Origin of the sequence: Arthrobacter sp. NyZ413 (assembly GCF_049390645.1) — a bacterium.
GTDB lineage: Bacteria > Actinomycetota > Actinomycetes > Actinomycetales > Micrococcaceae > Arthrobacter.
In genome coordinates, this window is record NZ_CP155434.1 from 2,391,665 (window position 1) to 2,415,926 (window position 24,262).

The window sequence follows — 24,262 nt, forward strand, 5'->3', positions numbered from 1 at the left end:
CGGGAACTTTTCCGCGCGATTTCGCGTGTTTGTAGAAAAAGTCCCCCCAAAAGGCGGTTTGCATTGGGAAGTCCGGACTTTTATAGACATAATGTCCTTGTGACATCTGCGACCCATGCCCCCAGTACCCCGGCGCACCCGACGCTGAACCGCCCCAACTTGGTATCCGTTGGAACCGTTGTGTGGCTTTCCAGTGAGTTGATGTTCTTCGCCGGTCTCTTTGCCATGTACTTCACCCTGCGCTCCACTTCGGGCGCCCTGTGGTCTGAAGAAACCAGCAAGCTCAACTTCCCGTTCGCGCTCGTGAACACGATCGTCCTCGTGGCCAGCTCCTTTACTTGCCAGATGGGCGTGTTCGCTGCCGAACGCCTTGAACCTCGCCGCCGGGGCGGTCTACTGCAGATCACCCGCTGGGGGATGACCGAGTGGTTCATCCTGACGTTCCTCATGGGCTCATTCTTCGTTGCCGGCCAGACCACCGAATACGCCATGCTCACTTCGGAGCATGTCACCCTCTCGGCCAACGCCTACGGCTCCTCGTTCTACATGACTACGGGCTTCCACGGCCTGCACGTCATCGGCGGCCTCATCGCGTTCCTCTTCATCATCGGACGTGCGTACGCTGCCAAGAAGTTCGGACACTTTGAAGCGACTTCGGCAATCGTCACCTCGTACTACTGGCACTTCGTGGATGTTGTGTGGATCGGCCTCTTCCTGGTCATCTACGTCCTGAAGTAGCCAGCACCGGCTCTTTCCACAAGAGCATGAATTTTAAAGAAGCGGCTCCCGGAGCCGACGCAGTCTCGAAAAAAGGAACCACCACGTGAAGGCACTCTCGCAGAAGCGACGTCATCCACTGGCAGCAATTGCTTTGCTGCTGATGGGACTCCTCGTCACTGGTGGGCTTTACGCCGTTGCTACAACGGTCAACCAAGCGAAAGCAGACACCACTACTGCCAGCGCGAGCGACGTCGCGGAAGGTGGCAAGCTTTTTGCCGCCAACTGCGCCACTTGCCACGGCATGGGTGCCGGCGGATCCAAGGACGCCCCGTCGCTCATCGGCGTGGGCGCAGCCGCGGTTGACTTCCAGGTTGGCACCGGCCGTATGCCCATGCAGATGAACGGACCCCAGGCCCAGGAAAAGCCGCGGCAGTTCAACGACCAGCAGACACAGCAGCTGGCAGCATACGTCGCCTCCCTCGGCGCCGGCCCGGCAATCCCTGACGCCTCCCTGCTTGACGCAAACGGGGATGCTGCCAAAGGTGGCGAGCTCTTCCGCACGAACTGCGCCATGTGCCACAACGCCGCAGCTGCCGGCGGTGCTTTGACCCGAGGAAAGTTCGCACCCGCACTTGCTGGCGTGACACCTCAGCACATCTATGAAGCCATGTCCACGGGTCCGCAGAACATGCCTGTCTTCAACGACGCCAACATCTCTCCTGAGGGCAAGCGCGACATCATCACCTTCCTGAAGAAGATCGAAGCGAATGGCTCTCCGGGCGGCGCCGACCTCGGCTCGCTGGGTCCGGTCTCGGAAGGCCTCTTTGTCTGGGTTGCAGGCCTCGGCGTCATCATCGCCTTCACCATTTGGCTGACGTCGCGCACGTCGTAGCACACACCCGCACCACCAGCTTCTGCTGTCCCCACAGCAGTTTTGAATTGAACACTAACCCGGCTCCGCCGGGACAACGAGAGAAGGATGAGGCGAATTATGGGCAACCATAGTGACGGCAGTCCGAACCACTCGGGCACCGTAGCTACGGCTGGTCAGAATGCTGTGGAGAAGTTCCAGGATCCTGGACTTCCTCCGCACCGTTTGCGCCTGGCTGACACGGACCCGAGAGCCGCAAAACGAGCCGAACGTCAGGTAGCCATCTTGTTTGGCATCTCCGTTATCGGCACGGTGATCTTCCTGGTGTCGTACTTTGCCATCGACCTGCACACCGATGGATCGATCGCCACGATCCGGACCCAGAACCTGCTCCTGGGTCTTGGCACCGCGTTCGCGATGTTGGGCATCGGTACCGGCATTGTCCACTGGGCCAAGGCCCTTATGCCGGACCACGAGGTCTCGGAAGAGCGTCACGCGATCCGCACCGAGGAAGACCGCCAGGCAGCCGTGCGCATCGTCGATGACATCGTCGAGGAAACCGGCATCAAGCGTCGCCCGCTGATCCGCAACACGTTGTTGGGCGCTGTCGCCTTGGCACCGCTCCCGGCTTTGGCCGTGTTCGGCGACCTCGGTCCGCGCCCGGACGACAAGCTTGCACACACCATGTGGGCACCTCAGGACGGCAAGCTCAAGCGCCTCACCCGCGACCCCGACGGCACACCGATCAAGGCATCGGACGTCACCATCGGCTCCGCGTTCCACGTGATTCCGGAAGGCCTGAACGAACTCGCCGAGGGCAAGCTGAGCGCCAAGGCCAAGGCCGTGGTTTTGCTCATGCGCCTTAACCCCGAGGACCTGACCATCTCCAAGGGCCGCGAAACCTGGAACTACAACGGCATTGTTGCGTATTCCAAGATTTGCACCCACGTCGGTTGCCCTGTCGCCCTCTACGAGCAGCAGACACACCACCTGCTGTGCCCGTGCCACCAGTCGACCTTCGACCTCACCAAGGAATGCAAGGTCATCTTCGGCCCCGCCAGCCGTCCGCTCCCCCAACTGCCCATCTCGGTAGACGCCGAGGGCTACCTCGTTGCGACGAGCGACTTCAAAGAACCTGTAGGACCGAGTTACTGGGAGCGTGACGAGCATGAGCGCCTCATCAACAGCTGAAGTCCCCTTCACGGCCAAGACCAAGGTCGGCCGCATCACTGACTTCGTTGACCAGCGTGTCGGCGGATCCGGTATCCTGCGCGAGTTCGGCCGGAAGGTCTTCCCGGACCACTGGTCGTTCATGTTCGGTGAGGTGGCGCTGTACTCCTTCGTCATCCTCCTGATGTCCGGTACCTTCCTGACGTTCTTCTTCGACCCGTCCATGGCGGAAACCCACTACCAGGGTTCGTACACGCCCTTGTACAACGTCGAGATGTCGGTAGCGTACAACTCCTCCCTGAACATTTCCTTTGATATCCGCGGCGGCTTGTTCTTCCGCCAGGTCCACCACTGGGCGGCCCTGCTGTTCGTGGCGTCGCTTGGCGTCCACATGCTGCGCGTGTTCTTCACGGGCGCCTTCCGCAAGCCGCGCGAAATGAACTGGGTGGTTGGTGGTGTCCTGCTGATCCTGGCGATGGCCGAAGGCTTCACGGGCTACTCCCTCCCCGATGACCTGCTTTCCGGCAACGGCCTGCGGATCATTGACGGTGTCATCAAGTCAATCCCGGTGATCGGTACGTACATCTCGTTCTTCCTCTTCGGGGGCGAGTTCCCGGGAACCGCGATTATCGGACGCCTCTACGTGCTGCACATCCTCCTCGTGCCGGCGATGATCTTGCTGATGATCGTCATCCACCTCTTCATGGTGGTTGTGCATAAGCACACCCAGTACCCTGGCCCGGGCCGCAATGACGGCAACGTCGTCGGCTACCCGCTTGGTCCGGTTTACGCAGCGAAGGCCGGTGGCTTCTTCTTCATCGTGTTCGGCGTCGTCGCACTCATGGCCGCCATGTTCACTATCAACCCGATCTGGAACTACGGTCCTTACGACCCCTCCCCCGTGTCGGCAGGTACACAGCCTGACTGGTACATCGGCTTTGTCGACGGCGCATTGCGTTTGATGCCTGGTGTCGTCAATGACTTCCACTTCGAGTACATCATTTTCGGCCACGTGCTGACGCTGAATGTGCTGCTGCCCGCGCTTGTTCCTGCCGGCATCATCTTCACGGTGCTGTTCACCTACCCGTGGATCGAACGCTGGATCACCAAGGACGACCGTGAGCACCATGTGCTTGACCGTCCACGCAACGCTCCGACCCGTACCGCTATCGGCGTCGCAGGTTTCACCTGGTACTGCGTGATGTGGGCTGCCGCTGGTTCCGACCTCATTGCAACGCACTTCCACGTTGCCCTGAATGACGTTACTTACTGGCTGCGTGCGTTGTTCTTCCTCGGACCGGTGTTTGCGTTCATCGTGACCAAGCGCGTGGCTTTGGCACTCCAGCGCAAGGACCGCGAAATCGCACTGCACGGCCGCGAGACCGGTCGTATTGTGCGGCTGCCCCACGGAGAGTTCATCGAGGTACACGCCCCGCTGAACGACTACAAGCAGTACAGGCTCGTGGGCTTCGAATCCCCGGTTCCGCTGCCTGCAGAACCGAACGAGCATGGCGTCGTAACCCGCAAGGAAAAGCGACGCGCCGCTCTTTCCCGGTGGTTCTTCGAAGACCGCGTCGCACCCGCAACTCCGGCTGAGCTGGCAGCAGCTCACAGCCACGGCCACCACGAGGCCATTGAGTCCAGCGAAGAGCAGAGGACTTTGAGCCACTAGCTTCCGCTGACACCAACGAGAGAGGGTCCCATCCATCGGATGGGACCCTCTCTCGTCTTCTTTATGTCCGATTGCACGAAAAGTTGCCGAGTGACATCGGCTGTCTCCCGATACCACTGGTCCGTCCGGCTGGAGACCGTAACCACGGCATCCAGGCGGACCGGACTAGTGGTTACGGTAGCCCGTGGCCTGACTGCGTGTGGACCGAACTCCTGGCCGCTGGAGAGGAACCCACAACTTATATCGGTCGGCCCTGTAGTAGGACACGGAATAGTCCACCATGGAACGTGCGACGAAGGCGTGGCGCTGGATTTTGAGCAACGGCGTACCGACGTCGACGTTCAAAAGACGCGCGGTAGACGGAGATGCTGCCGTTGCTTCGATCATGTCTTCACCCCACTCCATGACCAGGCCATATTTCTCGCTCAGGACGTTGTAAAGCGATGTTGGCGGTGCCTCGTCAAGAAGCCCGGGTACCCGATGCGCCGGGATAAAGTTCTCGTCCACGCTCATGGGCTCATTGTCGGCAAGGAGGAGCCGCCTGAAGCGGACCAATGGGGTTCCCTCCTCCAGCTGGAGTTCCCGTGCCAAGAACGCACTCGCGGCAATCTGCTCGAAGCTCAGGACCTTGGCAGCGGGCACCATCCCGCGGCGCTGCATCTCTTCGCTGTACGAGGTCAGCTTCACCTGAAGGTCAAGTTTCGGCTTGCGGACGAACGTGCCAAGTCCGACGACCCGTTCAATGACTTCCTCGCCGACAAGCGCGTCGATAGCTTGGCGAACGGTCATCCGCGCCAAGCCGAAGCGTTCAGAAAGGTCCCGCTCGGACGGTAACGCGGCGCCCGGCCGGCACGATTCGCCGATATAGGCGCGCAAGATTTCCCGGAGCTGTATGTAAATCGGAGTTCCGCTTTTGCGGTCAATCTCCCCCACTATCCGGGAAGCCTCAGCAGGCATGACAGTCTTCGGTCAAGAAGATTTCCATGGATCAAGGGTATGCCAAACCGGGCGCAGGTCTAGACCAGCTGGGTAAACAAAACTCGCATACGGTTCCCGGCGCTAGGCTTGTAGGGATAAAAATCGCAGTCGGCGTGAGGCCGTCCGAGTCAAAGGAGCCGGTTTGCCCGAGCATAGAGCCATTGTCGCCGCTGAGATCGGCCTTCACGCGCGTGCCGCCGCAGTCTTCGTGCGGGAGGTGACAGCGACCGGACTTCCCGTGACTATTCGCAAACCCGGCCAGCATTCAGTCGATGCCCGGTCCCTCCTTGAAGTCATGACCGAAGACTTCGGGCACGGATGCGAGGTGGTCCTCTCGGTCGCTGGAGAGGCTCTCCCGCCGGGCCGATCCCTCGACGATGTCGCTATTGCCCTCAAGGCGCTCACGGCTGTCCTGGAGGCCGTAGAAGGACGCTGAGCGGCAAACCCAACGATGGCAGGCCACTCTCGACGTCTCAAACAAAACAGCGGAGGGTCCCACCACAATGGTGGGACCCTCCGCTGTCGCCCGTTGCTACTAGTGGGCGTGGTCTCCGCGGCTGTATTCGAAGACCCAGCCAACCAAAGCCACAATCGCCAGGCCAGCGGCAACGAACGTGATCCAGAAACCAACTGCCAGGCCAAGGAAGCCGCCTGCGCACGCCAGGCCGAGAACCATCGGCCACCAGCTCCAGGGGCTGAAGTGGCCCTGCTCGCCGGCGCCTTCGTGAATCTCAGCGTCGGCGCGGTCCTCGGGACGCATGCCCACGCGCTTACCGGTGAAGCCGAGGTAGGCGCCGATCATGCCTGCAAGGCCACCGACAAGGAGGATGCCGAGGATGCCGACCCATTCAGTCCAGTGGGTCAGCAATCCGTAGACTATTGCGACCGGCACGAAGAAGAAGGTGCCTGCTCCGAAGATCCATGATTCGACTCTCACTTGGAAGTGTCCTCCTGCTCAGCGTTGCCGAGCAGGCTTGCTGCTGGCTTCGGAATATCGATGGTGTGGCTCTGCGCCAATTCCGGGTGGTGCAGGTCCAAGGCAGGACGCTCCGAACGGATGCGAGGCAACGAAGTGAAGTTGTGGCGCGGCGGCGGGCAGGACGTGGCCCACTCGAGCGAAGCGCCGAAGCCCCACGGGTCGTCAACTTCGACCTTCTTGTTGCTTCGCCACGTGATGTAGACGTTCCAGAAGAACGGCAGCAGAGAGGCACCAAGTACGAAGGATGAAATCGTGGAGAACTGGTTCATCCAAGTGAAGCCGTCCTGCGGCATGTAGTCCGCGTAACGACGCGGCATACCCTCGACACCGAGCCAGTGCTGGATCAGGAAGGTTCCGTGGAAGCCCAGGAACAGGAGCCAGAAGTGGATCTTGCCCAGGCGTTCGTTGAGCATCTTGCCGGTCCACTTGGGCCACCAGAAGTAGAACCCTGCGAACATCGCGAACACAACGGTGCCAAAGACCACGTAGTGGAAGTGGGCGACCACGAAGTAGGAGTCCGAAACGTGGAAGTCAAGCGGCGGCGAAGCCAAGATGATGCCCGTAAGGCCGCCGAAAAGGAAGGTGACCAGGAAGCCGATGCTCCAGAGCATGGGAGTTTCAAAGGTGATCGAACCCTGCCAGAGGGTGCCGATCCAGTTGAAGAACTTCACGCCGGTGGGAACCGCGATCAGCATCGTCATGAAGGAGAAGAACGGCAGGAGTACGGAACCCGTGACGTACATGTGGTGTGCCCACACAGTCACAGACAACGCGGCAATGGCAATGGTCGCGTAGACAAGGCCCTTGTAGCCGAAGATCGGTTTGCGGCTGAAGACCGGAAAGATCTCGGACACGATGCCGAAGAACGGCAGCGCGATGATGTAGACCTCGGGGTGGCCGAAGAACCAGAACAGGTGCTGCCAGAGGACGGCGCCACCGTTTTCCGGATCAAAGATGTGAGCACCGAAACGGCGGTCGGCACCCAGCGCGAACAGTGCCGCGGCGAGCGGGGGGAACGCCATGAGGACGAGGATGGCCGTGACGAGGGTGTTCCAGGTGAAGATCGGCATGCGCCACATCGTCATGCCAGGAGCGCGCATGCAGATGATGGTGGTGATGAAGTTGACCGCACCAAGGATGGTACCGAAGCCGGAAAGGGCCAGGCCGAACACCCAGAGGTCGCCACCAACCCCGGGAGTGAAGGTGGTGTCGGACAGTGGCGCATAGGCGAACCAGCCGAAGGAAGCTGCACCCTGCGGGGTGATGAAACCGGAAACCGCAATGGTGGAGCCAAAGAGGAAGAACCAGAAAGCGAGGGCGTTCAGTCGCGGGAATGCGACGTCCGGGGCCCCGATCTGCAGAGGCATGATGACGTTGGCAAAGCCGGCGAAGAGCGGCGTCGCGAACATCAGCAGCATGACTGTGCCGTGCATCGTGAAGAGCTGGTTGTACTGTTCCTTGGTCTGCAGGATCTGCATGCCCGGTTCGAACAGTTCCGCGCGGATGAGCAGGGCCATCACGCCGCCGAGGCAGAAGAACACGAAGGACGCGATCAGGTACATGTACCCGATGGTCTTGTGGTCAGTCGAGGTGATCCAGTTGACGACGATGCGCCCCTTGGATTTCGGTACTACCGGAGCCTCAAGAACTCCGGCGGATTGAGTATATGTAGCCACGTCGCTTCCCTTAGTTCTTTTCGTTCAGGTTCGGGTTGCGGTCGTACTTCGAATCGAGGAGACCCGTGTTGCCGCTCTGGCGAAGCTGGTCCATGTGTGCCTGGAATTCAGCGTCGGAAACAACCTTCACGCGGAACAGCATCTCGGAGTGGTATTCACCGCAAAGTTCGGCGCACTTGCCGTCATAGGTTCCCTCCTTGGTGGGGGTCAACCTGATGTAGTTGGTCTTGCCGGGGATCATGTCGCGCTTCTGCAGGAAGGCTGGCACCCAGAAAGAGTGGATGACGTCGCGGGAGTTGAGCTCAAGGTCAACCGACTTGTTGACCGGCAGGTACAAGGTGGGAAGCTTGTCCTTGTCTACGTTGTTGCCCGTGAGGTGGGCTTGGACGCCTGCCTCGTGCAGGTCCTCGGAAATAACCGAGCCCTTGACGTAGTTGAAGTCCCATGCCCACTGCTTGCCGCGGACGTCGATTGTCACGTCGGCAGGCTGCGAGCGGTCATCGATGGCACGCTGGTCCTGGTCGGTGAAGTAGAAGAACACCAAGACCATGAACAGCGGAATGGTCAAATAAAAGACCTCCAAAGGGAGGTTGTAGCTCAGCTGCTTGGGGAATCCCGTGGTGCCTTTGCGGCGGCGGTAGGCGATGACGCACCAAATGATCAAGCCCCAGGTGATGACGCCAACGGCCAGGGCGGCGATCCATGAGTTGACCCAGAGGTCCATGATCCGATCAGTGTTACTGGTAGTCCCACGCTCGGTGGGCAACCAGCCCTTCGCTGCCTCTGGTGAACATCCGGTCAAAGCCAACGCGCCGGCTAGTGCCAAGCCAGTGATCGAGATGATCTGTTTGCGTCGGCTGCCGGTTCGGTTCTGCGAACTCACAGACGGCCCTTCCTCTTGTTGCTGCAGCCCGGCCGGCCAAAACCCCACCGGGCACACTAAAGTTTTACTACCCGATGTAGAGCTTACCGCCCCCAAGCGGTTTTCGCAGACATGTCGGCCCAGTGCGTCGGAGCGGGTTTAAACCCGTTCCTGAACTGGGCCGACAGTGCGCGAAAACCCCGGGTTAGTGGAACGAATCGCCGCAGGCGCAAGACCCGCCGGCGTTGGGGTTGTCAATGGTGAAACCCTGCTTCGAGATCGTGTCTTCGAAGTCGATGCTGGCACCGCTGAGATACGGCACGCTCATCTTGTCGACAACAACTTCGACGCCATCGTAGTCGCGGACAGCATCGCCGTCGAGCAAGCGCTCGTCAAAGTAAAGCTGGTAGATCAAGCCGGAGCAGCCGCCGGGCTGAACCGCGACCCGAAGCCGCAAGTCCGTGCGCCCCTCCTGTTCGAGTAGGCTCCGGACCTTGCCTGCAGCGACGTCGGTCAGCATGACCTCGTGCTCGGGAAGCTCGCCGCCGGCGACCTGCGCTCCGGTGCTGTTTTCGTTGGTTGCAGTGCTCATTGGCCTACCTTCTTATGAAGCTCTTGGCAGCCGCGCGTCCGCGCATTCTGCCCTTACCCAAATACGTGCGGGTTATAGCTACATGCTACGTCGAGCCGACGCATAGCTATAACTTCTAACGTAACCGCGGGGACACTTGCCTTGTTCCCGGAACAGGCCCCCGGGGCGTCCGGGGTAGCGCCGACAGCCCGGCGTTTCGAGCTGTGTCACAGCCCTCCGGCGTTCAAGCGGGCCAACATCAGGGCTTCCGCCAGCACGGCGTTCCGGAAGTCGCCGATGTGGAGCGACTCGTTGGCGCTGTGGGCGCGGGAATCGGGGTCCTCAACACCGGTCACAAGGATCTGCACGTCCGGATAGGTCTCGGTCAAGTCGGCGATGAACGGAATGGAGCCGCCGATCCCCATTTCCACGGCCGGCACTCCCCAGGCCTCTCCCAGCGCCCACATGGCGATCCGCGCAGCCGTCGATGCAGTGTCCGTGGCAAACGCGTTGCCCCGCTCCCCCGGGGTGAAGGTCACCCTCGCTCCGAACGGTGCGTGGATCTTGACATGCTCTTCCACGGCGTCCATGGCGGCGTCCGGATCCTGCCCGGGCGCGAGCCGAAGGCTGAACTTGGCCCGGGCCGCCGGGATCAGGGTGTTGGAGGCGACATCGACGGCGGGTGCGTCGATTCCAATGATCGAAAGGGCAGGCTTGGTCCACAAGCGCGAAGCGAGGCTGCCGCTTCCGGCGAGCCGGACGCCGTCGAGCACTGATGCGTCGGAACGGTACTGCTCCTCGTCGATGTCCTCGACCACGTCGTCCTTCCCGACCAGTCCTTCGATGGCGACGCTGCCGTCGTCGTTATGCAGGGTGGCAATCAGGCGCGACAGCAGCGTGGGGGCGTCCAGGACCGGGCCGCCGAACATGCCGGAGTGCACGGCGTGATCGAGGACGCGCACCTCGAAGGTGCCGTCCACCAAGCCGCGCAGGCTGGTGGTGAGGGCCGGAACTCCGACCTTCCAGTTGCTCGAATCGGCGACGACGATCACGTCCGCCGAGAGAAGCTCGCGGTGGGTTTCGAGGAACCTCCGGAACGTCGGCGAACCGGCCTCTTCCTCACCCTCGAAGAACAGGGTCACGCCGAGGCCGAATTCGTCGCCGAGAACCTGGGTGGCAACGGCGTAGGAGGCCAAGTGCGCCATGATTCCCGCTTTGTCGTCTGCGGCTCCGCGTCCGTAGAGGCGGCCGTCACGCTCCTCCGCCACGAACGGTTCGGTGTTCCACAGCGTCGAATCGCCCGGCGGCTGGACGTCATGGTGCGCGTAGAGCAGGATGGTCGGCTTGCCGGGGGCGGCGAGGCGGCGGGCCACGACGGCGGGGCCCCCGGGAGTGCCGTCCGTTTTGTCGCATCGCAATATTTGCACGTCGGCGAAACCTGCCTCGCGCACGAATTCCGCAACGGTCCCGGCGCTTCGCTCAAGTTCCGCCGGGTCGAAACTGGGCCACGCGATGCCGGGGATGGACACAAGGGTCTTCAGCCGTTCCATGGTGTGGTCGAAGGTGGCGTCTACGGCAGACTTGAGCGCATCCACGTTGATGGTGCCGGCGCCATTTGAGAAGGTCTGCGGGATCTCCGCATTCATTGAAGTCATGGCCCAAACACTACCGTCGCCACCTGTGCCGGGGAACGGGTCCCGACGGCGTGGCGGGGTCAATCCGCCATTGCGGGCCGCCTCGACTTCGGGAAGGTTCCTGAGAGGTATTCTGTAGGGGTGTTTGGACGTAAAAAGGATGAGCCGAGCGCTCAAGAGTCAGTAGGTCAGCTTGCGGCCGATGCGCCCCTGAAGAGTGCAGGTGCCGGCAAAGGCGCACCCACACCTAAGCGCAAGGCGCAGGAAGCTGCCCGCAAGCGGCCTTTGGTACCCACGGACCGCAAGGCTTCGAAGGAAGCCGAGCGGGTTGCGGTTCAAGACCAGCGCCAGAAGATGCGCCAAGCACTTGACACCGGTGACGAGAAGTATCTCCCGGTACGTGACAAGGGCCCGCAGAAACGCTACGCCCGCGACTTCGTCGACGCCCGGTTCAGTTTGGGCGAGTACCTTATGTTCGGTGCACTGTTGTTCGTGGTGATCTCGTTCGTCATCCCGTCGGGCAGCGAAACCCTCAGCTATGTGCTGATCGCCTTCTGGGTGATGTTCATCGCCGTTTTCCTTGATGTCCTGCTCCTCTCCCGCAAACTGCGGAAGGGACTGGCGCAGAAATTCGGCGAAGTGGAACGCGGCACGGTTTGGTATGGCAGCATGCGGTCCTTGCAGTTCCGCCGCCTTCGCCTGCCCAAGCCCCAGGTCCAGCGCGGCCAGTACCCCTCATAAGGCCGAGACCCCAACCATTCGCCATCGCGTGGCAGTGGATAGCAAAGCTACGAAAAAGACCCTGGACCATTCGGTCCAGGGTCTTTCCCGTATTGCCAGTTAGCGACGCCGCTTCGCGAGGCCCCTGTTGATCCCGGCTGCCCAGAACGGTCCTTCGTACAGGAACGCCGTGTATCCCTGCACAAGCGTCGCGCCGGCGTCGAGTCTTTCCTGGACGTCGTTGGCGGTTTGAACCCCTCCTACCGCGATGAGCACCAGCTGCTCCCCCACAGCGGCCTTGAGCCGACGGAGTACCTCGAGCGAACGTACTTTGAGCGGCGCGCCGGAGAGGCCGCCCGCACCGCATGCCTCCACCTTGCCGGGATCGGACGCCAGCCCTTCCCGGCCGATGGTGGTGTTCGTGGCGATAATGCCATCTAACTTCAGGTCCAAAGCCAGGCGCGCGACGTCGTCGATGTCTTCATCGCTCAGGTCCGGCGCGATCTTGACCAGCAACGGCACGTGGCGTCCGGCGGATTCGTCCGCCGCGTCACCGACCGCCCGCAAGAGGGGGCGGAGCGTCTCGACGTTCTGCAGCAAGCGCAGTCCGGGAGTATTCGGTGAACTGACGTTCACCACCAAGTAGTCGGCCGCCGGCGCGAGGCTTCGGGCACTGACGAGGTAGTCCGCCACTGCGTCGTCGAGTTCGACGACCTTGGTTTTCCCGATGTTGACGCCGATCACCGGACGCACGTCCGAGTGTGACCGTTGCAATGCGGCACGAGCCGCCTTTAGCCGGGGGGCGACGGCCGCGGCGCCGTCGTTGTTGAACCCCATCCGGTTGATCACGGCCTTGTCTTCGATGAGGCGGAATAGCCGCGGTTTCTCATTGCCCGGCTGGGCCTGGCCGGTGATGGTACCGACCTCCACGTGTCCGAAGCCGAGGTCCGCGAGGGCTTCGATGCCGTGGCCTTCTTTGTCGAAACCTGCCGCCAGGCCGAATGGAGAAGGGAAAGTCAGGCCAAGTGCCTCCGTGCGCAAGGAGGGATGTGGCGCTGTCATCCGCGCCAGGATCCGGCCGACGCCCGAACGGTGTGCAAGGCGGATCGCCTGGAAACCGATCTTGTGGGCTTTTTCGGCATCCATCCAGGAGAAGGCAAGCTTGAAGAAGGTGGGGTAAACGCGCATGCTCCTAGTTTTCCGGTTTCACTGCCGCGCAACAAACCGGGTCGGGTTACCCGGCGGTAGCATGTACGGATGTCGAGCATTCCAAGTGGTGCACTTCACCCCACGGCACGCATTGAGGCCGACGTCGTCGTTATCGGAGCGGGCCTCTCGGGGTTGGTCGCGGCCTCGCACGCTTATGCTGCGGGCAAACGCGTAGCGATCCTCGATCAGGAACCTGCCGCATCCATAGGCGGGCAGGCGCATTGGTCGTTCGGCGGACTCTTCCTGGTCGGTTCCCCGGAGCAGCGAAGGCTGGGTGTCCGGGACAATGCGACGCTAGCCTTGGAGGACTGGCTCGCTTCCGCGGCATTTGACCGGACCGAAGACTCATGGGCCAAATCATGGGCCGAGGCTTATGTGGATTTTGCCGCGGGAGAAAAGCGGGCCTGGCTTCACAGCCTGGGAGTCCGCTTCTTCCCCTTGGTGCAATGGGCTGAACGCGGTGGGTACGGCCCGCAAGGCCACGGAAATACAGTTCCAAGGTTCCATGTCGCGTGGGGCACCGGTCCGGGAGTGGTGGAACCTTTCCTGGCAAAGGTGCGTGAAGGCCTTGCCGATGGCAGGGTAACCCTGCATTTCCGGCACCGTGCCACGGCGATTACGACGACGGCGGGCCGGGTGACCGGGGTGAGCGGTGAGGTCCTCGAGCCCTCATCGGCCGAACGCGGAAACGCTTCCTCGCGAACCGCCGTCGGGCATTTTGACGCGACGGCCGGCGCGGTTGTGGTCACGACGGGCGGGATCGGCGGAAACCATGCGAGGGTCAGGAAGCAATGGCCCGGTGGCGAAGCGCCGGAGGAGCTCCTGAGCGGTGTGCCGGCCTCCGTCGACGGCGACTTCCTCAGCGCAGCGGCAGCAGCCAGGGGGAACCTCATCAATGGCGACCGCATGTGGCACTACCCCGAAGGAATCCACAACCACTCTCCCATCTGGCCGCGGCACGGCATCCGCATCCTGCCGGGCCCGTCCTCCCTGTGGCTGGATGCGACCGGACGGCAATTGCCCTCCCCGCTGTTCCCCGGCTTTGATTCGTTGGGAGCCCTGAGGCATATCCTCGCAAGCGGCCATGCGCAATCCTGGTTCGTGTGCAACCGCACGATTGCCCTGAAGGAATTTGCATTGTCCGGTTCTGAACAGAACCCGGACCTCACCGGGAAGGACCTTCGGCTCCTGGGCGCCCGTCTTCGATCAGGGAATTCGCCCTTGCAGGCATTCCTGGACCACGGCGCCGATTTCGTTCAGGCAAGAACCCCCGCAGAGTTGGGTGAAAAGATGAATCTCTTGACCGGAACAGCGTCGATCGACCCAAGCGGGTTGGCTTCGCTCATCCGTGACCGCGACCGTCAAGTGGTTTCAGGACTCGGAAAGGATCCACAGCTCGCGGCCATCCGTTCGGCGCGGCGCTTCGCCACCGATAAGCTCATGCGCGTCGCACCTCCGCACCGGTTCGAAGACCCGCGGCACGGCCCCCTCCTCGCCGTTCGGTTATCGGTCCTGACGCGAAAGAGCCTTGGTGGACTTCAGACCGATCTCTTCTCGCGTGTTCTCGACATGTCCGGTGCTCCGGTTCCCGGCTTGTACGCCGCTGGTGAAGCCGCCGGATTCGGCGGAGGCGGAATCCATGGATACCGTGCGTTGGAGGGAACATTCCTTGGCGGTTGCCTCTTCTCCGGACGGGCGGCCGGGCGTGATGCCGCGGCTAGTGTCTAAGCTGTTCCCATGGAGTGGCAGACCGACATCCTCGGCGCAGACTTCGAAAGTTACGCATTCGAGGCAGCCGGACCCGACGGCGTGGTCCGTCGCGCCACGCTGGTCCGCCACGTTCCGCAAGGAATGCCGTCGGCCGCTCCCACGCCAAATGGTTCAGTCCTTTTCCTGCACGGCTGGAGCGACTATTTCTTCAACGTAGCCTTGGCAGAGTTCTGGACCGGCCTGGGGTTCCGCTTCTACGCGCTGGACATGCACAACCATGGACGCAACCTCCGGGCGGACACCCCGGGTGGCTACGTGGAACACCTTGACGATTACGACGCCGAAATTGCCCAAGCCATCGAGATGATCCGCTCAGAGGAGAAGCTCAAAGGCGGGAGCGCTTGCTTGACCCTCATGGGACATTCAACCGGCGGCCTGATTGCCTCGTTGTGGGTCAGCAGGTATCCGGGGATCGTCCAGTTCCTCGTCCTTAACAGCCCATGGTTGGAAATGCACGGTAGTTCCGTGGTGCGGCGGGCAGCCCAAACCATGGTCAGCCCATTGGCATGGCTCCGCCCGAGGACGATCCTGCGCTTGCCTGAGCGTGGGTTCTACTACCGCAGCATCAGCAGTTCCGCCGAAGGCGAGTGGACGCTCGACGACAAATACCGCCCTCCCCTGGCATTTCCGGTTCGTGCCGGATGGCTCAGCGCCGTCCTCAGTGGGCACGCAAGAGTCGCCCGTGGGTTGCGAATCGACATCCCCATCCTGGTCCTCATCTCCGGATCCAGCGCGAACGGAATGATCTGGCAGGAATCAATGCGTCATTCGGATGCGGTGCTGGACGTCAACACGATGGCCCTCCGGGCCATGACTCTTGGGCGGTCGGTCACCCTGGAGCGTGTGGAAGGCGGACTCCATGATGTGTTCTTGTCAGCCGGTCCTGTCCGGGCCGATGCCTATGCGCGGCTGGGCCGCTGGGTCCACGGATACATTTGCGGCCGCGAGCATCAACACATCCAGGAAACGCCGTGACCACAGAGCTGGGGTTGCCGTTGTGGCAAGAAGATTTCCTGGGGTTTGGATTCGAAACGCTCGAGTTGGAACTTTTGCCCGACGACGAGGGACCGGTTTGCGCGACGCTCGTCCGGCATGTGCGCAAGGATGCTCCGTTGTCTGCCCCGCATGGCCTCCTGGACAGCCTGACGGCTTTTACCCGGCGCAGGCGCCGGCGCGACGTTCCCGTTACCGAAGGTCCGCCGCGGGTTGTGTTGTACATCCACGGCTGGGCCGACTACTTCATGCAGGCCGAACTCGCCGAATTCCTCACGGCCTCGGGATTTCATTTCTACGCCGTTGACTTGCGCAAGTTCGGCCGGAGCCTTCGCACAGGGCAGACTCCCGGCTACGCCACCGACTTGTCGGTCTACGACGAAGACCTGGACGCGGCGATACTCGCCATCCAACAGGACCTCCGTGAGCGGACCGGAAACTCGGAGGCTCCGACCATCCACATGATCGCGCATTCACTGGGCGGCTTGATCGCCGCGCTGTGGGCAAACCGGAATCCAGGCCGGATTGCCACGCTGACGTTGAACTCGCCGTGGCTCGAGCTCCAAGGAAGCAGCCTTTTCCGCAGCATCGCGATGCACTTGGTGGAGCCATTCGCCCGGACGGACCCGAAGCGTCCGTTCCGTTTCCCGGAGATGCCGGCCTATTGGCAAAGCGTGAGCAACCAAGCCCACGGTGAGTGGACCTTGGACCCCGTGTGGCGGCCGAAGGCTTCCTTCCCCATCCGCGCGGGATGGACGAAGGCCGTCCTCGCCGGGCACGCCGCCGTCGAACGCAAGCTCAACATTGACGCGCCGGTCCTCGTCCTGCTTTCCGGACGCACCCGGATACAGGCCGAATGGAGTGCCGACCTCATGCGGGTCGACGCCGTCATCGACGTTGAGCAGACGGCGCGCCGGGCGCTGGGCCTGGGGCGGAGGACGGCCGTTTTCCGCTACCCCGGCGCGCTCCATGACGTCTTCTTGTCACGGCGCACCGTTCGGCAGCAGGCTTACCGGGATGTCGCCATTTGGCTCGCGTCCTATCCGGACTGACGGGCGTTCCTGGCGCGGGCCACCGGCGCCCTACGTTTGAGTGCCCTTAAAGAGCCTCCCGTTCAGCGCGGGGTTGCGGCGTCGACGGCACCGCCGTAGCGCCGGTCCCGTTTCGCGTAGATCTCGACGGCGTCCCACAGGGTGCGACGGTCGACGTCCGGCCACAGGGTGTCCATGAACACGAACTCCGCGTACGCGGACTGCCACAAAAGGAAATTGGACAGCCGCTGCTCGCCCGAGCTGCGGAGGAACAGGTCGACATCCGGGAGGTCCGGCTCGTCCAAATACTTCTGGATGGTGCGCTCGTTCACCGAGCCGGGCTTCAACCGGCCATCGGCTACGTCCTGTGCGATCGCGGCGACGGCGTCGGCGATTTCGGCGCGTCCGCCGTAATTAACACACATGGTCAACGTGCAGGTGTCGTTGCCGCGCGTGAACTCTTCGGCTTCCTCGAGTTCCTTGATCACCGACCCCCACAGCTTCGGACGTCGGCCGGCCCAGCGAATCCGCACTCCCCAATCGTCGAGTTGGTTCCGTTGGCGACGCAGCACGTCCTTGTTAAATCCCATGAGGAACCGCACTTCCTCCGGAGAACGGCGCCAGTTCTCAGTGGAGAAGGCGTAAACGCTGACGTATTTGATGCCCAACTGGATGGCGCCGGCCATGACGTCAAGCAACGCGGGCTCACCCGCTTTGTGGCCCTCAATGCGCGGCAGTCCCCGCTGGTTGGCCCAACGACCGTTACCGTCCATGACGATTGCCACATGCTGCGGAATCAACTCTGCAGGTATGACCGGCGGCTTGGCGCCGGAGGGATGCGGGTACGGAGCCGTCACCGGACCCTTGCGCGGTACTGTCGTCTTCTTTTTTCCCAGTGCCACTATCAGCTTCGCTCCACATGCTTGAGGGATTTCAATGCTCGTTCCAGGTGCCATTGCAGGTAACTCGCCACCAGGCCGGCCGCTTCACGGCGGTGCGGGCTTCCCGATACGTCCGCCGTCGCCCAATCACCCGTCAGGAGCGCACCCAGCAAGACCACCGTCTCGGGCGCCGGTGCGGGCGAACCCGGTGGCCGGCAATCATTGCAGATCATCCCGCCCAGGGGGGCGGAAAAGGCCGTGTGCGGCCCGGGTGCTCCGCACCGCGCGCAGTCGGTGAAGCTTGGAGCCCAACCTCCCGTCGCCAAAGCCCGAAGGAGGTATGAGTCGAGAATCAGTTCCGGCGGGTGGTCCGCACGGCTCAATGAGGCGAGTGCCCCCACAAGGAGGTTGTACTGGGCGGTTCCCGACTCGGCGTCGGCGTCGGTCAGCTTTTCCGCCGTTTCCGTCATGGCGGCTGCGACCGTATAGCGCGTGTAGTCCGACGCGATCGAACTACCGTAGGCTCCCTTCGCCACGGCCTGAGTCACCACGTCCAAGGTACGGCCGGAAACCAACTGAAGGTCTGCCACCATGAATGGTTCGAGGCGGGCGCCAAAGCGGCTGCTGGTTCGTCGAACACCTTTGGCCACCGCACGGACCTGGCCATGATGCTTGGTCAGCAGGGTGATGATGCGGTCGGCTTCGCCCAGCTTATGGGTGCGGAGCACGACGGCGTCGTCCCGATAGGAACGGGCTGCAAAGGAATTGGCCACAGTTAATCTTCGCACCACGCCGGACGGAGTCGGGTCCGCCGTTACCGCGCGGCGCCCAATTGGTGGACGCCGCGCGGTCGAGGGCTAGGCCCGGACGGCCCTGATCGCCCGGTTGACCGCGGAAATCACTGCCTTCAGGGCCGCGGTGCTCGTGTTGGGGTCGATGCCGACTCCCCACAGGACGCGCTCCCCCACCGCGCATTCGACATACGCAGCCGCGTTGGCGCTTCCACCTTCGGACAGTGCGTGTTCCGTGTAGTCGAGGACTCGGACGTCCACTCCGTCTTCGCGCAGGATGCTGAGCAGCGCAGCGATAGGACCATTGCCGGTTCCCGTCCGTTCAACCACGGTTCCGTCCACCCGGAGGGCCGCGTGCAGCGTGAGTTCGCCGGACTCGTCGGTTTCGGTCCGGATCGCGCCCAACGAGTACCGGCCCCACTGCCCTTCGGCCGTGCTCGCAGGCAGGTACTCGTCCTGGAACATCGCCCACAGTTGCGGGCCGCTGACCTCGCCGCCCACGGTATCGGTGCGGTGCTGGATGACGCCGGAGAACTCGATCTGCGCGCGGCGCGGCAGGTCCAGGCTGTGTTCGTTCTTGAGCAGGTAGGCCACGCCGCCCTTGCCGGACTGGGAGTTGACGCGGATCACGGCCTCGTAGCTGCGGCCCAGGTCCTTGGGGTCGACGGGCAGGTACGGAACCTGCCACATGAAGTCATCCACGGCCTTGCCGGCTGCGGCGGCGTCCTTTTCGAGGGCTTCGAAACCCTTCTTGATGGCGTCCTGGTGGGAACCGGAAAAGGCGGTGAAGACGAGGTCTCCGCCATACGGTGACCGCTCCGGGACAGGCAACTGGTTGCAGTACTCCACCGTGCGCCGGACTTCGTCGATATCCGAAAAATCGATCATTGGATCAATGCCTTGGACGAACATGTTCAGGCCCAAGGTGACGAGGTCCACGTTTCCGGTCCGCTCGCCGTTTCCGAAGAGGCAGCCCTCAATGCGGTCCGCGCCGGCCAGGTAACCCAGCTCCGCGGCTGCGACGCCTGTGCCGCGGTCGTTGTGGGGGTGCAGGGAAATGATGATGCCATCGCGCGGGTGCAGGTTCCGATGCATCCATTCAATGGAATCCGCATACACGTTGGGAGTCGCCATCTCCACGGTTGCGGGCAGGTTGATGATGACCTGCTTGTCCGCCGATGCCTCGAAGACGTCGGCGATCGCGTTGCAGACCCTGGCGGCGTATTCGAGTTCGGTGCCCGTGAACGACTCAGGCGAGTACTCGTACGTGATGTGGGTGTCAGTCAGCGTCTCTTCGTACTTCTTGCAGAGGCGGGCACCTTGCAGGGCGATGTCCAGGATGCCGTCCTCGTCCTGGTTGAAGACCACGCGGCGCTGCAGCACCGAAGTCGAGTTGTAGAGGTGGACGATGGCCTGCTTGGCACCGACCAGTGATTCGTAAGTGCGCTCGATCAGGTGTTCGCGTGCCTGGGTCAAAACCTGGATGGTGACGTCGTCAGGAATGTGGCCGCCCTCGATGAGTTGGCGCACGAAGTCGAAGTCGGTCTGCGATGCCGACGGGAATCCGACTTCGATTTCCTTGTAGCCCATGTTGACCAGCAGCTGGAACATTTTCAGCTTCCGGGCGGGGCTCATGGGGTCGATGAGTGCCTGGTTGCCGTCACGTAGGTCCACGGCGCACCAGCGCGGGGCCTTGGTGATTGTCTTGTCCGGCCACGTGCGGTCCGCCAGTTCCACTTTGATCTGGTCCTGGAAGGGGACGTAACGGTGAATGGGCATTCCGGAGGGCTTTTGTGCGTTGCGCATGACTTGGGGCCTTTTCTCTAAATCCAGATGGAAGATTGGCCGGACATAGCAAACTCCGCAGCGAGGGTTGGCCTAGCGAATGTTCGCTTTCGAGGCCTCGCCGCGGCAGCTAAAGAGAAGCATTCCTGCACGCACCATTTCACAGTAACACGGGTGCGTATGATGACAGTGAAATACCTGAAGCAACGTCCACTATGCAGACGCGGCGACGGTGGGGAACCAGCTGCGCTGCGTCGTCCGAAGGAGTTCATGTGCCACAATCGGGGATTACTCTGTCCAACATCGATGAAAGCGTTCGGCCCCAGGACGACCTCTACCAGCACGTCAACGGCGCGTGGCTGAAGTCAACCGTCATTCCCGACGACCGTCCCTTGGAAGGAACCTTCACCGCCCTGCGCGACGGTTCCGAACTCGCAGTTCGGGCAATCATCGAAGAGGCCGCGGCCAAAGGCGAGGAAGCCAGCGGCATCGAGCGGAAGGTCGGAGGGCTCTACAGCAGCTTCATGGACGAAGAAGCCACTGAAGCCAAGGGCCTGGATCCAATCCGTGGGCGCCTTGACGAGGTTTTCGCCACCACCTCGCCGGCTGAAGTCGTCGCACTGACCGGCCGGCTTTTCCGTTCCGACGTCTCAGGGCTCTTCTCGATCTACCCGGCACCCGACGCCGGGAACCCGGACCGCGTCCTCCTGTACATCGGGCAGGGCGGCCTGGGCCTTCCGGACGAGTCCTATTACCGTGAGGAAAAGTTCGCGGACATTGTGGCCGCCTACGAAAAGTACGTCGCCAAACTATTCGGTTTGGCAGGCATTCCCGACGGCGATGCTGCCGCTGGCAGGGTTGTCGCGTTCGAGAAGGCTCTGGCTTCCTTCCACTGGGACAACGTCACGCTGCGCGATCCGCAAAAGACCTACAACCTCAAGACCGCGGACGAGGGCCGGGAACTCTTCCCCTACTTGGACTCCTGGTTCGACGCCGCCCGGATCGGGGAAGAGAAGTTTGCCGAGCTGGTTGTGAGCACTCCGGACTTCTTCGCCGGTGCCGCTGCCCTGGTCGGCTCGGAACCCTTGGGAACCTGGCAGGAATGGCTCGCCCTACGTGTGCTCAACGCTGCCGCGCCCTACTTGTCATCCGTCTTCGTGGACACCAACTTCGACTTCTACGGCACCACGCTGAGTGGCACACCCCAGAACAAGGACCGCTGGAAGCGAGGTGTCGCCGTCGTCGAAGCCGCCCTCGGCGAAGCCGTGGGACAAATCTACGTGGAGCGCCATTTCCCCGAAGGATACAAAGCCCGGATGCAGGTCCTCGTGTCCAAGCTCATTGAGGCGTATCGCCAAAGCATCACCGCGCTCGACTGGATGGGCGAGGAAACCAAGGCCGAAGCCTTGAAGAAGCTCGAGGCATTCCGGCCAAAGATCGGCTTCCCCGACGAGTGGATCGACTATTCCGCCGTCGAGATCGACCCCAACGACCTTTTGGGGAACGTCGAGCGGGCGCATAATGCCGACGTCGACCGCCACCTCGACGAGGTCGGCAAGCCTGTCGACCTGAACAAGTGGCTCATGACGCCGCAGACCGTCAACGCGTACTACCACCCAATGCTGAACGAGATTGTCTTCCCGGCCGCCATCCTGCAGCCGCCTTTCTTCACCGCTGATGCGGATGACGCCGTCAACTACGGCGGCATCGGTGCCATCATCGGCCACGAGATCGGCCACGGGTTCGACGACCAAGGCTCCCAATTCGACGGAAGCGGGGCCCTGCGGAACTGGTGGACCGAAGCAGACCGCAAGGCCTTCGACGAACTGGCAGCCAAGCTCGTGGCCCAGTTCGATGCCCTTGCCCCATACGCGGCCCCGGACCACAAGGTCAACGGCAAACTCACGCTGGGCGAAAACATCGGTGACCTCGGCGGGCTGACAATTGCGTACAAGGCCTACCTCCTGAGCCTCGACGGCGCGGAACCTCCCGTTTTGGAAGGCCTGACCGGACAGCAGCGCTTCTTCATGTCGTGGGCTGCCGGCTGGCGCCAGGTGATCCGGTCCGAGGAAGCCATCAGGCGGGTGGCCACCGATCCGCACTCCCCCAACGAGTTCCGGACGAATGCCATCGCCAAGAACCTCGATTCGTACCACGAGGCGTTTGCCGTCGAAGACGGAGACGGGATGTGGTTGTCGCCCGAGGACCGCGTCAGTATCTGGTAGCGGATCAGCGACGCAAGAGCACCATAGTGCGCCATGCAAAAGGGAAGGAGGGCGGTTGCCCTTCCTTCCCTTTTTGCTTGGAAGCGTTCGCCGGCCAGCCTACCTCGCGATGTTGTAAGGATTGACTGCCTGGCACTTTGAGTCATTGGCTGTCTGCTTGACGACGTCGGCCGGAACCGAGGCGACCCCGTACTTGGTGCCGGAATCGAAGTCTGTGCCGATGTAGACCTGCACTCCCGCAACGCCGGTGGCTGGCTCGATTTGCGAAGCCGGAATTCCCAGCATGTTTGCAACATCCGATGCGACGTCCGCATTACCGGCCCCGTAGTAAACGACGGTCTTGCCCACACTGGCAGCGAGGAAGTGGCCGGCTTTGGTGAAACCACCGGAAATCAGCGCCGAGGCAATTTCCTCGCCGCGGGAGGCTATTCCGGTGCCGTCGGCGACGTTGACCGTCTGGAGGGCTTTGTCGTACGCCGGAGCTGCCGGGGTACTGGGCACGGGCGCAGCGTTGGACGGTGGCGCGGACGGCGAGGCGCTGGCGGTCGGGGCTGCGGTAGCTCCCGGGTTGGTGAGGTCCAGGTTCGCCCTCATGGCCGCGAACAACTGGGTGGCCTGCGGTTGAACCAGTTGGAGCCTGTTGGGATCGATCGCGGCAGGCTCCGTGGGAACCGAGACGAACGCAACTTTTGAAAGGTCAACGTCCTTGAGCCTGCTGCCGATCGTCAGCAGCGCCTGTACGGAGGCCAGGCCATCGTCCACGGTCAGGTTCTTGGTCACGACGTCGGCGATCGACAGAAGGCTTTGCGGATTGGCGAGCGTGCCGTCCGACCTGATCTTGCGCGTCAGCGAGGACAGGAAGCCTTGCTGGGCCTGGATCCGGCCGAGGTCGCTTCCATCGCCAAAGCCATGGCGGGTGCGCAGGAATGCCAGGGCCTGCTCACCTTGGACCTTGGACGTGCCCTTCGGCAAGCGGAGTCCTGAATCGGGGTCGTAGACGGCGTCGCTCACGCAGACATCCACCCCGCCCACTGCGTTGGAGAGTTCCTTGACGGCGTTGAAGTCCGCCATCATGAAGTGGTCGATTTCCAGTCCGGTGAGCTGGTTCACAGTGTCCACGGCACAACCGATACCGGCTTCTGCCATGGCCGAGTTGATCATCACGTTCGAGTGCGCCGGGAAGACCGTGTGGGTTTTGGGATCTGTGCATGACGGTACGTTCACCAGGAGGTCACGGGGGAAGCTGGTAAGGCTGACCCGCTTGTTGTCCGCGGAGATATCCAGGAGCATCATGACGTCCGATTGGCCGTAGCCTGTGGAGTCCTGCGCGGAACCATACTCGGAATTCTTCCCGTCCCTGGTGTCGGAGCCGAGAATGAGGATCTGCAAACGGTCGGTGGCATCGTTGACAGCGGCCTCCGTCCGGACGGCACCGGCCGTCAAAGGGGCCTTGCTGATGTTCGACTGCAAGCGGTACACCCAGTAGGCGGCGAAAGCGATTCCGCCGACGACGAGGATGGCCACCGTCGCTGCCGAAATCCTGAGCCAGAGCGGAAGCTGCTTGAGAGCGTTCATGTGGCGGGGGGTGCCGGGGGCTTCCCCGTGGCGTGCACGGCCGTGGGCACCTATGGTGCCGGGCTCGTCCACGCGCGCATCGCGGCGTCGCACTACTCGCTGAACCTTTCCTCGGAAAATGGGATTCGCACCATTTTACGAGGCGCAAC

The 24,262-nt window shown here is 62.3% G+C and carries 21 protein-coding genes; 10 read left to right on the plus strand and 11 right to left on the minus strand.

Annotated features, from left to right (window positions below; translation table 11 throughout):
* The first annotated feature begins 63 nt into the window (after positions 1–63).
* The 4 genes from ABCW42_RS11235 (at position 64) to ABCW42_RS11250 (ending at position 4,433) form a co-directional block, all read left to right on the plus strand.
* A complete protein-coding gene (locus tag ABCW42_RS11235; RefSeq protein WP_205754216.1) occupies positions 64–738 on the plus strand; it encodes a cytochrome c oxidase subunit 3 in 675 nt (224 codons plus the stop codon).
* A gap of 85 nt (positions 739–823) precedes the next feature.
* Positions 824–1,612, plus strand: coding sequence for a c-type cytochrome (locus tag ABCW42_RS11240; protein ID WP_423181333.1), 789 nt, complete (start codon positions 824–826; stop codon positions 1,610–1,612).
* Between the two features lie 99 nt (positions 1,613–1,711).
* Entirely contained in the window at positions 1,712–2,782 is a 1,071-nt protein-coding gene (locus tag ABCW42_RS11245; protein ID WP_423181334.1) for a Rieske 2Fe-2S domain-containing protein, read from the plus strand.
* Positions 2,760–4,433 (plus strand): cytochrome b, encoded by a 1,674-nt coding sequence (locus ABCW42_RS11250; RefSeq protein WP_423181335.1) that lies wholly within the window; start codon positions 2,760–2,762, stop codon positions 4,431–4,433. Before ABCW42_RS11245 ends, ABCW42_RS11250 begins: the two co-directional genes overlap by 23 nt.
* A 165-nt stretch (positions 4,434–4,598) precedes the next feature.
* On the opposite strand, the gene ABCW42_RS11255 is transcribed toward ABCW42_RS11250, so the two are convergent.
* Positions 4,599–5,390, minus strand: a complete 792-nt coding sequence (locus ABCW42_RS11255; RefSeq protein WP_423181336.1) for a GntR family transcriptional regulator — start codon at positions 5,388–5,390, stop codon at positions 4,599–4,601.
* Between the two features lie 163 nt (positions 5,391–5,553).
* On the opposite strand from ABCW42_RS11255, the gene ABCW42_RS11260 reads away from it, so the two are divergent.
* Positions 5,554–5,847 (plus strand): HPr family phosphocarrier protein, encoded by a 294-nt coding sequence (locus tag ABCW42_RS11260; protein WP_423181337.1) that lies wholly within the window; start codon positions 5,554–5,556, stop codon positions 5,845–5,847.
* 99 nt (positions 5,848–5,946) lie between these two features.
* Here ABCW42_RS11260 and ABCW42_RS11265 read toward each other — a convergent pair whose 3' ends face one another.
* The 5 genes from ABCW42_RS11265 to ABCW42_RS11285 all read right to left on the minus strand — a co-directional run bounded on the left by ABCW42_RS11265 (position 5,947) and on the right by ABCW42_RS11285 (position 11,154).
* The gene (locus tag ABCW42_RS11265) at positions 5,947–6,348 is read right to left on the minus strand and encodes a cytochrome c oxidase subunit 4 (protein WP_423181338.1); all 402 of its coding nucleotides are present in this window, start codon (positions 6,346–6,348) and stop codon (positions 5,947–5,949) included.
* Positions 6,345–8,066 (minus strand): cytochrome c oxidase subunit I, encoded by a 1,722-nt coding sequence (gene ctaD, locus ABCW42_RS11270; RefSeq protein ID WP_423181339.1) that lies wholly within the window; start codon positions 8,064–8,066, stop codon positions 6,345–6,347. Before ctaD ends, ABCW42_RS11265 begins: the two co-directional genes overlap by 4 nt.
* Before the next feature lie 10 nt (positions 8,067–8,076).
* Positions 8,077–8,949, minus strand: coding sequence for a cytochrome c oxidase subunit II (coxB, locus tag ABCW42_RS11275; protein ID WP_423181340.1), 873 nt, complete (start codon positions 8,947–8,949; stop codon positions 8,077–8,079).
* Positions 8,950–9,133: 184 nt separating this feature from the next.
* A complete protein-coding gene (locus ABCW42_RS11280) occupies positions 9,134–9,520 on the minus strand; it encodes a HesB/IscA family protein (RefSeq protein ID WP_133205284.1) in 387 nt (128 codons plus the stop codon).
* 206 nt (positions 9,521–9,726) lie between these two features.
* Positions 9,727–11,154 (minus strand): dipeptidase, encoded by a 1,428-nt coding sequence (locus ABCW42_RS11285; protein WP_423181341.1) that lies wholly within the window; start codon positions 11,152–11,154, stop codon positions 9,727–9,729.
* 120 nt (positions 11,155–11,274) lie between these two features.
* On the opposite strand from ABCW42_RS11285, the gene ABCW42_RS11290 reads away from it, so the two are divergent.
* Positions 11,275–11,874 (plus strand): DUF3043 domain-containing protein, encoded by a 600-nt coding sequence (locus ABCW42_RS11290; RefSeq protein ID WP_423181342.1) that lies wholly within the window; start codon positions 11,275–11,277, stop codon positions 11,872–11,874.
* A gap of 99 nt (positions 11,875–11,973) precedes the next feature.
* On the opposite strand, the gene ABCW42_RS11295 is transcribed toward ABCW42_RS11290, so the two are convergent.
* A complete protein-coding gene (locus ABCW42_RS11295; RefSeq protein WP_423181343.1) occupies positions 11,974–13,041 on the minus strand; it encodes a quinone-dependent dihydroorotate dehydrogenase in 1,068 nt (355 codons plus the stop codon).
* A 69-nt stretch (positions 13,042–13,110) separates the two neighbouring features.
* Between ABCW42_RS11295 and ABCW42_RS11300 the strand changes: the two genes are divergently transcribed.
* From ABCW42_RS11300 to ABCW42_RS11310, 3 genes are read left to right on the plus strand one after another with little or no spacing between them, the layout of a single operon-like run.
* The gene (locus ABCW42_RS11300) at positions 13,111–14,790 is read left to right on the plus strand and encodes an FAD-binding dehydrogenase (RefSeq protein WP_423181344.1); all 1,680 of its coding nucleotides are present in this window, start codon (positions 13,111–13,113) and stop codon (positions 14,788–14,790) included.
* Between the two features lie 9 nt (positions 14,791–14,799).
* Complete coding sequence (locus ABCW42_RS11305) at positions 14,800–15,807, plus strand: alpha/beta hydrolase (RefSeq protein ID WP_423181345.1); 1,008 nt, start codon at positions 14,800–14,802, stop codon at positions 15,805–15,807.
* A complete protein-coding gene (locus tag ABCW42_RS11310; protein ID WP_423181346.1) occupies positions 15,804–16,877 on the plus strand; it encodes an alpha/beta hydrolase in 1,074 nt (357 codons plus the stop codon). The genes ABCW42_RS11305 and ABCW42_RS11310 overlap by 4 nt, the downstream gene beginning before the upstream one ends.
* A 62-nt stretch (positions 16,878–16,939) precedes the next feature.
* On the opposite strand, the gene ABCW42_RS11315 is transcribed toward ABCW42_RS11310, so the two are convergent.
* The 3 genes from ABCW42_RS11315 to leuA all read right to left on the minus strand — a co-directional run bounded on the left by ABCW42_RS11315 (position 16,940) and on the right by leuA (position 20,334).
* Positions 16,940–17,758, minus strand: a complete 819-nt coding sequence (locus ABCW42_RS11315; RefSeq protein ID WP_423181347.1) for an isoprenyl transferase — start codon at positions 17,756–17,758, stop codon at positions 16,940–16,942.
* Positions 17,759–17,760: 2 nt separating this feature from the next.
* Positions 17,761–18,510: a DNA repair protein RecO gene (recO, locus tag ABCW42_RS11320; protein ID WP_423181348.1), complete on the minus strand. Its 750-nt coding sequence runs from the start codon at positions 18,508–18,510 to the stop codon at positions 17,761–17,763.
* Positions 18,511–18,594: 84 nt separating this feature from the next.
* Positions 18,595–20,334 (minus strand): 2-isopropylmalate synthase, encoded by a 1,740-nt coding sequence (gene leuA / locus ABCW42_RS11325; protein ID WP_423181349.1) that lies wholly within the window; start codon positions 20,332–20,334, stop codon positions 18,595–18,597.
* Between the two features lie 251 nt (positions 20,335–20,585).
* On the opposite strand from leuA, the gene ABCW42_RS11330 reads away from it, so the two are divergent.
* Positions 20,586–22,538: a M13 family metallopeptidase gene (locus ABCW42_RS11330; RefSeq protein ID WP_423181350.1), complete on the plus strand. Its 1,953-nt coding sequence runs from the start codon at positions 20,586–20,588 to the stop codon at positions 22,536–22,538.
* A 99-nt stretch (positions 22,539–22,637) separates the two neighbouring features.
* On the opposite strand, the gene ABCW42_RS11335 is transcribed toward ABCW42_RS11330, so the two are convergent.
* Positions 22,638–24,206, minus strand: coding sequence for an LCP family protein (locus ABCW42_RS11335; RefSeq protein ID WP_423181351.1), 1,569 nt, complete (start codon positions 24,204–24,206; stop codon positions 22,638–22,640).
* Between the last annotated feature and the right edge of the window lie 56 nt (positions 24,207–24,262).

Excerpts from the sequence above, each read along its gene's own strand:
- ABCW42_RS11295 (WP_423181343.1), bottom strand. The coding sequence starts at position 13,041 with ATGCGCGTTTACCCCACCTTCTTCAAGCTTGCCTTCTCCTGGATGGAT.
- ABCW42_RS11285 (WP_423181341.1), bottom strand. The coding sequence starts at position 11,154 with ATGACTTCAATGAATGCGGAGATCCCGCAGACCTTCTCAAATGGCGCC.
- ABCW42_RS11300 (WP_423181344.1), top strand. The coding sequence starts at position 13,111 with ATGTCGAGCATTCCAAGTGGTGCACTTCACCCCACGGCACGCATTGAG.
- ABCW42_RS11305 (WP_423181345.1), top strand. The coding sequence starts at position 14,800 with ATGGAGTGGCAGACCGACATCCTCGGCGCAGACTTCGAAAGTTACGCA.
- ABCW42_RS11245 (WP_423181334.1), top strand. The coding sequence starts at position 1,712 with ATGGGCAACCATAGTGACGGCAGTCCGAACCACTCGGGCACCGTAGCT.
- ABCW42_RS11250 (WP_423181335.1), top strand. The coding sequence starts at position 2,760 with ATGAGCGCCTCATCAACAGCTGAAGTCCCCTTCACGGCCAAGACCAAG.
- ABCW42_RS11280 (WP_133205284.1), bottom strand. The coding sequence starts at position 9,520 with ATGAGCACTGCAACCAACGAAAACAGCACCGGAGCGCAGGTCGCCGGC.
- leuA (WP_423181349.1), bottom strand. The coding sequence starts at position 20,334 with ATGCGCAACGCACAAAAGCCCTCCGGAATGCCCATTCACCGTTACGTC.
- ABCW42_RS11255 (WP_423181336.1), bottom strand. The coding sequence starts at position 5,390 with ATGCCTGCTGAGGCTTCCCGGATAGTGGGGGAGATTGACCGCAAAAGC.